Raw genomic sequence first — 12,352 nt, forward strand, 5'->3', positions numbered from 1 at the left:
GTCCTAACTCAATTTACTTGTCATGCGTGAAGAAATCAGCACCAATTTCATAGTCATCACTTAAAACAAGAATTCCTTTTTCTTTTGGAGCATCAGGTAAATCCAATTCTTTAGCTGAACAGATCATACCTGAGGATGGCACGCCTCGAAGTTCCGCTTCTTTTATCAACATTCCGCTTGGCATCATTGCACCCACACGGGCGACAACGACTTTATGGTCTTTATCGACATTCGGTGCTCCGCAAACAATCTGCAGTACTTCATCACCGATATCAACTTTACAAATACTAAGCTTATCTGCATCAGGGTGCTTTTCTTTGGAAGTAACGTGTCCGACGATGAATTCAGGTCGAGTATCAAATGCAATCGTTTCCCCTACATCACTCTTTTGTAAAAACCGATTGATTTCATCTACTACTGTTTCTGTAACTTCAATCTTCCCATTCCCAGAAAGATCAAAATGTCTGGAAACATTGAAGATGTTATAGCCGAGAGTACGGCCATCCTTTTTATCAAATAATCTCACTACTTCTCCGTGTTTTTGATAATCACGTTCTGTAATCGTCCCTGCATCTACAGAAACGAGCAGGACATCCCCTATTCCATTTGGGTTATAATGTACATTCACCATACGGGCTTTCCCCTTTCATAAACATCTATTCAGATTCTTCCGGTTTTGTTTTAGCAAGTATGAATATCGGTTCGAATTCTCCATCCTCATAAAGGAATGGTAAAGCCGTAACAGGAACCCTGCCATTTGAAAAGAAGTGCATGGACATTTGTCCTAAAATATCGTAGCCCTGTTCGTTTTTGATATCGGCTAAAATCAAGACATCTTGATGCGGCACAGCAACAGCAAGTGTGCCTTCTGCTTTTTTCTTCATGCTGTCAAGCAGCTGCTGGTTCAAGATGCGGCTTGCGTCATATCCATCATTGTGGTTGATGAAATAGAATACGTTTCCTGCAACCTGATCCTCCTTCATGGAGCAATCAAGTGAACGTAGGTTGAATCTTCCTATTTCTTTTAATTGCTGCAAATTCCAACCTTGCTCTTCAAGCATATTTTCTGTCAGCAAACGATACGAATTCCCTAAATCCTGTGCATAAAAAATCCGGGTTTCAGCTGTATGCTCTTCAAACACAAGCGGCTCCCCGTTATGTTCAGTTGGAAAAGATGTCGATCGGATTACTGGAAAAATCAGTTTCTGATTTCCATCTAAAGATTGGTTTTGATTCATGACAGAAAACAGTTCGTCCACATGGTAGATGATTTCATCAATCGCATCATCTTTCCGTTCTTCGTATTTGGCAGTCAAGCCAGGAAGTGAGAGTGTAATACCTTTACCTGTTTCTTTTTCTTCAATACGCAGTGTTTTTTCTTTGGCATTGAAGATGAACGATCGATCTTCACTTCCTAGTTTCCTTTCCAGTATACGTTTCAGTTCAATCGGTTCCATCCGACATCCTCCTTTCTTTGATGTAACTCTGTTTTTATTGTGCCTCCTCGCTCGTTCTTGGATGAAACCAAGTTGCACTCACTTGTTAACGGACACAGGAGACCTTATTTGACCAAAACAGTACGGTTTTAATAACCTAACGGACACCAGGGACCTTATTTTGTAAATATTATAGAAAATCAGCTGTTTTGTTCACAAATAACGGCTGTGGTGTCCGTTAAAATTCAAAAACAGCGAATTTGTCCCAAATAACGGCTCTGATGTCCGTTACCAGAAAAACGTGGCTGCTTGAACTCATCTGGCTCTCTTTTCACGCAGGTTATCTTTAAGAAAGCTCCTAACAGCAACGAAACGAAAGAATTACCTTTTGATAAACAGAAGAAGGGTTGACCATCAATTAAGTGCCGGGCACTTATGGCTCAACCCCCTCTAGTTTTCAATTAGGGTTCGACCCCAGAGTTATGCGTTGTCTTTCTTATATTCCGCTACTACTTCAGTACCTAATCCACCACGAGCGTTCCAAATTGCGGTAATCTGCATTTCTTTCGGATCAAGCAAATGAACGAGATCGTCAAGAATACGATTTGTCGCATGCTCTTGATAGATTCCGACATTCCGATATGAAGTAAGGTAATACTTCAATGATTTCATTTCCACTAGCTTTTCATTCGGAATATAGCTGATGTGGAACTCTGCAAAATCCGGAAGACCGGACCATGGACACACCGAAGTGAATTCATTTGTAGGAATCGTAACCAATGTATCCTTCCCTGCATATTCATATGGAATCGTTTCTAGTATATCGACAAGGATGACATCCTCATTTTCTATATCGAATCGAATACCTTCGTATTTACTGTGGTCAACATCTACTTTTGCCACAACGTTCACCCTTTCTAAAATAACAATTAAGACATGAATCTCTAATATTAAATTTTAACATCAGAAAGGGAAAAAGTCACTGTTTAGCCAATGGATCTGAGGAAGTTTTCGATTTGTTCCTTAGTCTTGCGCTGCTTATCAACGTAACGTCCTATTTCTTTACCGTTACTGAAAGCTAGGAAGCTTGGAATTCCGAAAATATCGTATTCCTGGCACAATTCGATATGCTCATCCCGATCAACATAATAGTAATCGAATTGATCATATTCTTCCTCGATTTCACGCATAATTGGCTTCACGATTACACAATCCGGGCACCATACCGCGGAAAACATGATGATTGCGTTTTCTGATTGGATTGCAGCATTCCAGTCTTCATTCGTTTTGATTGTTTTCACGTAAAATTACCTCCAATATCAATACTCGATTTTCATATCGCCATGTTGGATGAAACCTTTTCTTCTCATCCATTCTGATAGTACTAGAGAAAAGACAGCAGGTCCAATAAAGTGCAAGAACAAAACAATGAGAAACGTTTCATAAGTAAATCCCATCGTTCGAAAGGTCATGATCTGCCCGACGAATCCACTTGTCCCCATGCCGGCCCCTTCCGCAATATTTTCTGTGACCCAAATAACAGTACCGAACGGAGCGAGGATGATTCCAGCGGCTGTCGGCGGGATAAGAATGGCCGGTCTCTTGACAATATTCGCTACCTGAAGCATCGAAGTTCCAATCCCTTGTGCGATCCAACCTCCCCACCCGTTTTCACGGAAGCTCGCAGTTGCAAATCCAACCATTTGTGCTGCACATCCGATGGTCGCAGCACCTGCTGCCAGTCCATCCAAGCCAAGCATGATTGCAATCGCTGCACTAGAGATCGGAGCAGTTAGGGCAAGTCCCATTAATGTTGCTACAAGAATGCCCATAATAAGCGGACGCTGCTCCGTAGCCCACATGATCAGCTCTCCAAAGTTTTGCATGGCACTAGAAATCTGTGGTCCTATGAATTTTGCGACCAGATAGCCAGTTGTAACAGTAACGAATGGCGTGACGATGATATCCACCTTCGTTTCCTTCGAAACCATTTTTCCAAACTCTACTGCAAATAGAGCTGCTATATAACTTCCAGCTGGCCCTCCACCTAAAGCACTGCCAGCAGCACCAGCAATGACTGCTGAAAACAGGACGAGCGGAGGTGCATTCAGACCGTATCCGATTGCCACGCCGATGGCCGGTCCCATCAAACTCATCGTCAAACTGCCCATTTCAACGAAAAATGCAGAACCTGATAACTCACCAGCTGTCTGTAGAATTAGACCGATGATCAGCGAAGAAAAAAGCCCTAAAGCCATATAGCTCAGTGCTGTTACAAAATACGTATGTAGCGATAATGAGACCCCTTTTCTCGATAAAAAAGATTTCAAACGCTCACCTCCATTTCTTGAACCCCTGTCGATTCATTCGATGAGTTCAAAAAAGTACATGTTGCTAATTGTGCTGATATAAATGAACCAAAACCAATAGCAGCGGACATATGGGAGACTCCTGCTGGAAGGCAAGCTAAGCGAGAACCTGCAAGATTGCCCCCGGAAAGCGGGCAAATTTCCAATTGTAGAAACAACAAGATACTCCGATAACAGCCATTTACAAAATTCTATCGTGAAAAGTATTAAAATTTTTCAACATACTACGATAATAAAAGTAAGGATGACGTATGAGCTATTCTCTAATCTGCCCAAAGCAAACCTAAACATTTCTTGTAATGTGTCCATCTCCATTATATACGAAGTAGTTTTGATAATTAAAGCAGAGTAGTGAATAGCTGGTGCAGAGTGACCAAGGGGGAGAAAGCATGCTGCAAATGCTCAAGGATAACCTACAGTTGTCCATCAAGAACAAAGTACGACTCATGTTGACTATGGCTGTAGTAGGAATTGTAATTTTATTCGCCTTTTCAATGTTCTACGTATTCATGACCCAGAATATGAATGACAAGCAAAACCGTCTTCAACAACTTGCTACAGACACGATCTCAGTCAATAGTGAATTCGCGTATATCAGAAAGCTGGAACAGGAGTTTTTAAGGACGAATCTCGAAGGCTCTTCTCAGGAGATTTCCACTAAACTTGGGGATCTTCAGAAACAAATCGGTACGATTCAAAAAGAGAACGATCAATTTTCAGGTTCTTTTAAAGAAATATCTAATGAAGTCGGTACATATGAGTCTTCATTCGTGGATACTTCAAAACTTGTTTCAGATATCGATAGTATGCAAGGGATCTTGACTGAAAAAGCAAATGATTTAAGTAAGCTGTTAGGGTCGATAAATCCAAGATTATTGAATGAGTTCTATGAACTTCGCATATTGGAAAAGGAATATTTTCTTAATGGGACATCAACAGATGAAAACCGTTATAACGATCAACTGAACGCTCTGAAACAAGCAGTTAACTCATCAGACGTAGAAGCTTCACAAAAATCGGCCTTCAATTCCAAGCTATTGGCTTATACGAGCGCAATGGATACGGTAAAAGGATACGAAGGACAGATTCAACAAACCGTCGTTGATTTTGAAGAAATAGGAATGAATCTCCAAAAGTCGATTGAGTCGGTTGAAAAGAACGTCATTACGGAAACCCAAAGCTTAAGTGCTGATCAAAAGAGATTAGGTACAATTTTGTTATGGACGTTGATCATCCTTAGCTTGATTATTTTAGCTGCTATCGGAACGTTAGGATTCTGGCTGACTAGAACGATCACCTCATCGATCACTTCCTTAAAAGAAGGAGCGACTGTAATTGGGGAGGGGCATCTCGGACATCGTGTACACGTTGAACAAAACGATGAAATGGGCGAACTGGCAAGTACATTCAACATGATGGCTGAAAAGATGCAGAAAGCGATGCAAGAAGTGAACACCGCTTCAGAACAGCTTTCATCTTCATCCCAACACCTTGCAGCTATTTCAGAAGAAACCACAGCGCAGACAGAAGAAGTCAATGAAGCGATTCAACAGGTTTCCGCTGGTGCTCAAGTTCAAGCGGACCATTTATATGAAAGTACAGAATTGATTTCCCAGGTGACGGTATCCATTGATGAAACAGCTAAATACAGCTTGCAAATCAGTAAAGATTCACAGGCTACTGAGGAAGAAGGAAAAGAAGGTCTGAAGATCGTGGAGAATCTCGGTAAAAGTTCAGATGAATTCCTTGGCCTTGCGAACCATTTGATCCATCAGGTCCAAGAAGCAAATCAACATTCACAGCAAATCGGATCGATTGTTGATACAATCAAAGATATTGCGGGGAGTACCGACTTACTTGCGCTGAATGCAGCAATCGAATCCGCAAGAGCTGGAGATGCTGGCAGAGGATTCGCTGTTGTTGCACAGGAAGTCCGTAAACTTGCAGAACGGTCAAAATCAGAAGCGCAAAACATCTATAAGCTCATCACATTAATGTCTGAGCAAATGGAAAAGCTCTCGAACGAAGCGGAACAATTCGATCATTATCGTACGGAGCAGCAAACTTCAGTCGACCGTACGAAGCAGGCATTCACGAAAATCGTTGATAACGTTACAGGAATCAACGCTCGAATCCAACAAGTACGTGATGCAATTAGTGAAGTGCAAGGATCGAACTCAGCTCTATCCGAGAAACTGCAAGAGGTCAGCGCGATTTCACAAGAATCTGTAGCTGCTTCAGAACAAGTAAGTGCTTCAAGTATCCATCAAAAGGAAGCGATCAATGAAGTCAATAATGCTGCAAACGAGCTTCAAGATATCGCGATGCTTCTTCAAGAAGAAGTTGGGCAATTCAACTTGATCAGCGAAAATCTCGAATCCGGAGATATTCTAGAATTTAATGAAGAAACTGATTGGATGGAAGAACAAGAAGTAGAGCATGACTTTAAAGATGAAGCTGCCGTTGCAGAGGAACCATCTTTCGAAGAAGATTCTCATACATCAGAGAACAACAATGAAGAAAACAAATAATAGATTCCGGGCTCACCACAATTATGTGCGATGAGCCTTTTTTGTTTAAAAGGTAAGGGTATGTCCAAAAGTGTCTGATTTTCTTCGAGCGATGTAACGCTGCCGAAGCTTTCCTTGTCCTGCGGGGTCAGCATGCCTACTACCTGAATAATCTCCTCGCAAGGCATGCGACGAGGAAGCTCACTTCGACAGGACTTTCTTGTAGACGCAGGAGCACAAATGCTTCCTTGAAAAGGAGACTCCTGAGGTCGCAAGGCGACGAGTGGGCTCACCGCACGCCCCGCGGAAAGCGAGCACCCTGGAGCGGAAATCAACGACTTTTAAAGAAAACTTGGCGAGACCAAGCCTTTTGTAGGTCGAGCCTTAGTTGCCCTTATACTGAAGAAAGTATTTTATACCTTCTTTAAGTGCAAGAGCAACAACGTTTGCGATAACAGCCATGTACAGAAACAATAAATAACCTATAATTTCCTAATTAACCCATCCCTCATCAACATGCTCCTACCAGTTTCCTTTATGATCAGTGTGCTGCTGGTGTTCCTTAAATGTTTTGGAGAAGTGGTGTTCTCCAGAACCATCTGCTTTGACGACAAAGAAGAAGTAATCGTGATCTTTTGGATTCAAACTAGCCTCTAATGATTGTTTCCCTGGATTACCAATCGGTCCTGGAGGCAGTCCTTCTTTGGTATAAGTGTTATAAGGACTATCTACCTCTAAGTCCTTATACAAAAGACGTTCCTTCGGTTTATCAAGTACATATTGCACCGTTGCACAAGATTGAAGCTTCCATTCTTCTTTTATTCGGTTTTGGAAGACCCCGGCAATCAACTCCCTTTCTTTTTCAACCACCGCTTCTTTTTCCACAATTGAAGCCAACGTGACCCATTGTGTCAAATCATGCTTTGAATCTGGATCAAGTTCTTTATGTACTTGTTCGAACCGATCCAGCATTCTCTCAATAACCTCACTCGGAGAAATCCCTTTTTTAAAATAATAGGTATCCGGAAATAAGTAGCCCTCTAATTTGTATTTGATATCTTTTTCATCCTTCAATTTTTGGATAAGTGGATGTTTGATTCCTTCTCCTGTCTTTGCGTGTTTTAAAAATCCAGCTTGGGTCGTTATCCCCTTTTTCTCCAGTCTGGCTGCGATTTGTTCAGTAGTGAAACCTTCAGGAAAGGTGACTTCAATCCCCTTATCCAGCGGCGATGTTACTAACTCTTTGTATAGATGAGGGATAGATTGTGTGCTTGATACGTGATGCTTTCCAATCTTTATCTGTCCATCAAGATTGTTCAGCTTGCCATACAACAAGAAAAAGATTTTATTTTTGATCAGTTCTTCAGCATGCATTTGTTCAGCTACCTCTTGCAAAGATTGTCCTTCCTTTACCGTGATCACCTTTTGTTTTTCATGCCAAAATGGAGTAGCTTCATAAACTACCCAAATGCAAAGTGCTATTGCTATTATCGTTGATATAAAAAGCCCTTTCCGCTTTTTCATATGATAACCCCAGTTTCTAGTCTCAGACATCAGCTTTCCCTTATTGTCTTACCATCATTCAAGCGAATTACAGGAACTTTTCAGAATGTTCATGTTATTATTATGGTAGATTCAAAACAAGGAGTGATACAGTGAATTTAACAGTATATTTAGCAGGACAGATCCATGATAACTGGCGAGATGAGTTGAAACAGAAGGCTGAAAAAAAGGACTTGCCGATTACCTTCGTGAATCCGATGACCAACCACAGTCGTTCAGATGACATTGGTGAGGAGATTTTAGGGGAACAACCAAATAAAATCATTAAAGATGATAAAGCTTCTGATTTCAATAATTTACGGACCGAGATTCTGCTTTCGAAATCAGACGTGGTTCTGGCGTTTTTCGGCGAAAGCTATAAACAATGGAATACCGCGATGGACGCTGCAACTGCGCTAGCTTTGAATAAACCGCTTATCCTTGTACGAGACGGATCATTACATCATGCGTTGAAGGAGTTATCGAACAAAGCGACTGTGACTGTTGAAAACTTCGATCAAGCCATACAAGCACTCTCATATGTGTTTGAAGAGGAATAAACGACAACTTGTTTGAACAATAGAAAAAGGAGCTGAAATGGTTCAGCTCCCTTTTGTGGTTCATTTTTGATAATACTGATATTGACCGACCAAAAGCCGGACGATGTGGGCGAACATGTCTCCGCGTGTGATCCATCCGTCAGTGAAAACACCGATAGCACCCTCTTGTGTCCGCACATCTTTCTTGTTCGTATACTCAGCCATAACGTCCCCTAGCTCTATACCTGAGCGTACAGGCTCACTGATCTCTTTGGGCAGGAGAATCTTTGCGCCGCTTGCTACATATGTATTTTGCTCATTAGTAACAAGAGCTCCCCAGTTACAGAGGAAAAGACCGTCGGTTGTATCGACTACCCCACCTTCCAATCCGATTCCAATCTCGAATCCAGAATCAACACAGGCTTTAGCCCGGTTCACAGCCCCTTTGCGCGTTTCCGCATCTGAAAAGGGCTGAGCTGACACATGGGATGGCACCTTAATACCATCCACCTGCCAATTGAGAGTCTCAACAACCGCTTCCACTGCCTGAACCTTCGCAGGGTTCTTAGATCCAACCGCTACAATCATCCAAACACCCTCCCATCCTTGGTGCCAGGTACACTTTTAAAGTGCTTGTGCCCCAACGGTTTCAAAATGGTGCCTGGCACCGATTAATCGTAGATGATTTGGTCTACTGTGGATTTGTCGGACGACTTGACTAATTTGACAAGCAGTTCTTTGGCGGCTGCATAGTCATCTACATGGATCATTGAAGCTGCAGTATGGATGTAACGAGAACATATCCCGACTACTGCAGATGGTACACCTTCGTTAGATATATGTACGCTGCCTGCATCTGTTCCACCCTGGGAGATGAAATACTGATACGGAATATCATTTGATTCAGCTGTATCGAGTATGAAATCGCGAATTCCTTTATGCGTCACCATCGTACGATCAAGTATCCGTAACAATGCACCTTTACCCAACTGTCCGAAGGCTTCCTTATCGCCATTGGAATCATTTGCAGGACTTGCATCTAATGCGTAGAAGATATCTGGTTGAATCAGGTTTGCCGCTGTTTTCGATCCACGCAAGCCTACCTCCTCTTGGACGGTCGCTCCTGAATAGAGGATGTTCGGCAATTCTTCGCCTTGTAATTCTTTCATCAATTCAATCGCAAGCCCGACACCATAACGATTATCCCAGGCTTTCGCCAGTATCTTCTTTTTATTCGCCATCGGTGTGAACGGACAGATCGGCACGATTTGCTGCCCAGGACGCACACCGATTGATTCAGCATCTTCCCTGTCATCCGCACCGATATCGATGTACATATGCTTCAATGGCATCGGCTTCGAGCGCTGAGATTCCTCAAGTAAATGAGGTGGTGTCGATCCGATCACGCCGATGACCGGTCCATTATCCGTCATGACCTGAACGCGTTGTGCCAATAAGACCTGGCTCCACCAGCCACCTAATGTTTCGAACTTCAGCATCCCGTTCTTTGTAACCTTGCTCACCATGAAACCGACTTCATCCATATGGCCCGCTACCATGATCTTTGGTCCATCTTCTTTTCCTTTTTTCACGCCAAAAATACTACCAAGCTTGTCCTGGATAATATCATCCGAAACAGGCTCAAGCTGACTGCGGACAAACTTCCTTACATCGTGCTCAAACCCCGGAGCACCTTGTAATTCTGTTAAAGTTTGAAATAGCTGTAAGGTTTCTTCCTTCATGATTTCTCCCTTCCATTGCCAGAAAATTTTCACCAATCCTATTGTAACGTAACTTTAATAAGACCGCTACACACGAGGTTTCTTAGCATATGGAATCGGATCTTCAGCACCAACTTCATCAAATCCTTTTAAGCGAAGCAAGCAGCTGTCACACTCTCCACAAGCGACTTCTTCACCAATGTAACAAGAAGTTGTCAGCTCGTAAGGAACACCTAAACGGAGTCCTTCTTCTATCGTTTCCTTCTTAGTCATTTGAATCAATGGAGCTTCGATTTCAAACTGACCACCTGTTGCACCTGTTTTTGTCGCTAAATTCACCGTTTCATTCATGCTCTGTATGAATTCCGGTCTGCAATCCGGATAACCGCTATAATCGACTGCTGAGACACCGATATAGATCGCTTCTGCTCCGATCACTTCCGCATAAGCACTTGCGAGCGCAAGGAAAATCATGTTCCTAGCCGGGACATAGGTTGATGGAATATCTTCGTCTACGCTCCCCTGTCTGACCTCGATTGAATCATCCGTCAACGCACTTCCACCGATCTGCTGCAGAAAGCTTACATTAACAATCCGATGTTCAGGAGAGTTGAAAAATCCTGCTACTTTTTCAGCCTGCTCTACTTCTCGGTTGTGACGCTGGCCGTAATGGAACGTAATCGGATAAAGTTCGTACCCCTTTTCTTTTGCAATCCCCATGCAGGTTGTACTATCCAAACCTCCACTTAAAACAACGACTGCTTTTTTCATCGTCAAACTCCTCTCTGATCTGGGTGCCAGATAACTTTATGCATCTGTAAGCTGAGCTTCACATCCGGAAGCGGTTCAGAAAGAATTTTTTCTACTAACTTTTGCGGTGGCATCGTTTCCCATACAGGACTGTACAGCACTTGCCCTGATTTGTGATGTTCCTTAACGACAGATGTCGCTACAGTAAAGTCCTCGTCATCCCCAATGACAAATTTGATTTCATCTTGAGGTTCAAGGATTTCAAAATTACTGTAAATCATCCGATCCATTTCCCCGGAATCCGGAAGCTTGAAGTCCATGATGAAACGGGCTTTTGCCCCTACTGCTTCATTCTCGACACGCAGGGTTTCAAATGGTCTTAAATCAATTGCGCCGTTCGTTTCGATATGCACATCCTTAATCTGCTCTAACTCACACATCGCGATAAGTAGAGCTGCTGACTTTGTTCCATGAATCAATGGTTCGCCACCTGTAAAACAAATTCTGTGACTTGAGAAACTTTTAATCTTTTCTAAGATTTCGTTGATAGTCGCTTTATACTCTTCCTTAGCTGGTGCATAGCTGTATGTGGTATCACACCATGTGCAACGAAGGTTACAGTGGAATACCCGGACAAAAATCGTCGGAAAACCCGCCATGCTCCCTTCTCCTTCAACAGTCTCAAAAATCTCGACCATCGGAAGCTCCCATTCCATATATTCCGTTTTATCTGGCATTATCATCTGTTTAGTCATTTTCCATCCACTCTCGTTTCAATGTTGCATAACTTGTTGGAGTTTCATATAGTTTCAACTCCTCGATTCTCGTTCCACGTTCTTGATCGTGTTTTTTGAGACGCTTCTCTAGCTGCTCCCAGATCCATACGATCATGTTCTCAGCCGTCGTGTTCATATTCGGTAATACCTCGTTCAAATAACGATGGTCCAGTTTCGAATCAATTTCCTCTTTAAAAATTTGCTTTATTTCACCGAAATCGATCGTCAAACCGATATCGTCCACATAACCGCTGATGGTGATGACCAGTTTATACGTATGTCCGTGAAGGCTTTTGCATTTCCCTTCATAGCAGTGCAAGTGATGTGCGGCATCGAAAGTGAATTCTTTTGTAACCGCTACCCGCTTATGGTGATATTTCAATTCATTACGTTGTATATCTTCGTCAATCCGCTCCACTTTCTTCGGAATTTGAAAGTCCATAACATCCGACCTCCTTTTCGTGTTGTTGTATTATGATCAAGGTCATTTCTTTTATAAACTAGGTTTTAAAAAAACAACTAATACTTTAGCGAAATAAGATTAAAATTAAAGGCTGTTTTCGCAAACTTTGTTGCTCTTGCACTTAAAGAAAGTATAAAATACTTTCTTCAGTATAAGGGCAACTAAGGCTCGACCTACAAAAGGCTTGGTCTCGCCAAGTTTTCTTTAAAAGTTGTTGATATCCGCTCCAGGATGCTCGCTTTCCGC

Annotated in this window: 14 protein-coding genes; 2 read left to right on the top strand and 12 right to left on the bottom strand. The window is 42.3% G+C overall.

All coding sequences use genetic code 11. The annotated features are described in order from the left end of the window. Positions 1 to 13 precede the first annotated feature (13 nt). From ytpR to ACTWQL_RS24135, 5 genes are all read right to left on the bottom strand, one after another. Positions 14 to 628, bottom strand: coding sequence for a YtpR family tRNA-binding protein (gene ytpR / locus ACTWQL_RS24115; protein WP_443144916.1), 615 nt, complete (start codon positions 626 to 628; stop codon positions 14 to 16). A 28-nt stretch (positions 629 to 656) separates the two neighbouring features. After that, positions 657 to 1,457, bottom strand: a complete 801-nt coding sequence (locus ACTWQL_RS24120; protein ID WP_443144902.1) for a DUF1444 domain-containing protein — start codon at positions 1,455 to 1,457, stop codon at positions 657 to 659. 459 nt (positions 1,458 to 1,916) lie between these two features. Next, a complete protein-coding gene (gene queF / locus ACTWQL_RS24125) occupies positions 1,917 to 2,339 on the bottom strand; it encodes a preQ(1) synthase (RefSeq protein ID WP_443144903.1) in 423 nt (140 codons plus the stop codon). Positions 2,340 to 2,422: 83 nt separating this feature from the next. Continuing rightward, positions 2,423 to 2,737: a thioredoxin family protein gene (locus ACTWQL_RS24130; RefSeq protein WP_443144904.1), complete on the bottom strand. Its 315-nt coding sequence runs from the start codon at positions 2,735 to 2,737 to the stop codon at positions 2,423 to 2,425. An 18-nt stretch (positions 2,738 to 2,755) separates the two neighbouring features. After that, positions 2,756 to 3,766, bottom strand: a complete 1,011-nt coding sequence (locus tag ACTWQL_RS24135; protein WP_443144905.1) for a PTS transporter subunit IIC — start codon at positions 3,764 to 3,766, stop codon at positions 2,756 to 2,758. A gap of 428 nt (positions 3,767 to 4,194) precedes the next feature. On the opposite strand from ACTWQL_RS24135, the gene ACTWQL_RS24140 reads away from it, so the two are divergent. Next, positions 4,195 to 6,336 (top strand): methyl-accepting chemotaxis protein, encoded by a 2,142-nt coding sequence (locus ACTWQL_RS24140; RefSeq protein WP_443144906.1) that lies wholly within the window; start codon positions 4,195 to 4,197, stop codon positions 6,334 to 6,336. Here ACTWQL_RS24140 and ACTWQL_RS24145 read toward each other — a convergent pair. Further along, on the bottom strand, positions 6,300 to 6,503 hold the full coding sequence (locus tag ACTWQL_RS24145) for a hypothetical protein (protein WP_443144907.1): 204 nt from the start codon (positions 6,501 to 6,503) through the stop codon (positions 6,300 to 6,302). The two genes, ACTWQL_RS24140 and ACTWQL_RS24145, sit on opposite strands and share 37 nt — an antisense overlap. A gap of 334 nt (positions 6,504 to 6,837) precedes the next feature. Continuing rightward, a complete protein-coding gene (gene mltG, locus ACTWQL_RS24150; protein ID WP_443144908.1) occupies positions 6,838 to 7,839 on the bottom strand; it encodes an endolytic transglycosylase MltG in 1,002 nt (333 codons plus the stop codon). Positions 7,840 to 7,970: 131 nt separating this feature from the next. On the opposite strand from mltG, the gene ACTWQL_RS24155 reads away from it, so the two are divergent. Continuing rightward, entirely contained in the window at positions 7,971 to 8,417 is a 447-nt protein-coding gene (locus ACTWQL_RS24155) for a YtoQ family protein (RefSeq protein ID WP_443144909.1), read from the top strand. 60 nt (positions 8,418 to 8,477) lie between these two features. Here ACTWQL_RS24155 and ACTWQL_RS24160 read toward each other — a convergent pair whose 3' ends face one another. From ACTWQL_RS24160 to queD, 5 genes are all read right to left on the bottom strand, one after another. After that, a complete protein-coding gene (locus ACTWQL_RS24160; protein ID WP_443144910.1) occupies positions 8,478 to 8,984 on the bottom strand; it encodes a DUF84 family protein in 507 nt (168 codons plus the stop codon). Between the two features lie 83 nt (positions 8,985 to 9,067). After that, positions 9,068 to 10,138, bottom strand: a complete 1,071-nt coding sequence (locus ACTWQL_RS24165) for a M42 family metallopeptidase (RefSeq protein WP_443144911.1) — start codon at positions 10,136 to 10,138, stop codon at positions 9,068 to 9,070. Positions 10,139 to 10,204: 66 nt separating this feature from the next. Beyond that, a complete protein-coding gene (queC, locus tag ACTWQL_RS24170; RefSeq protein ID WP_443144912.1) occupies positions 10,205 to 10,888 on the bottom strand; it encodes a 7-cyano-7-deazaguanine synthase QueC in 684 nt (227 codons plus the stop codon). A gap of 2 nt (positions 10,889 to 10,890) precedes the next feature. Next, entirely contained in the window at positions 10,891 to 11,622 is a 732-nt protein-coding gene (locus tag ACTWQL_RS24175) for a 7-carboxy-7-deazaguanine synthase QueE (protein WP_443144913.1), read from the bottom strand. Beyond that, positions 11,615 to 12,085 carry a 6-carboxytetrahydropterin synthase QueD gene (gene queD, locus ACTWQL_RS24180; protein WP_443144914.1) on the bottom strand — a complete coding sequence of 157 codons (471 nt, stop codon included), beginning with the start codon at positions 12,083 to 12,085 and terminating at the stop codon, positions 11,615 to 11,617. Before queD ends, ACTWQL_RS24175 begins: the two co-directional genes overlap by 8 nt. Positions 12,086 to 12,352 lie beyond the last annotated feature (267 nt).

The organism is Pseudalkalibacillus sp. R45, from assembly GCF_052246725.1.
Lineage (GTDB): Bacteria > Bacillota > Bacilli > Bacillales > Fictibacillaceae > Pseudalkalibacillus.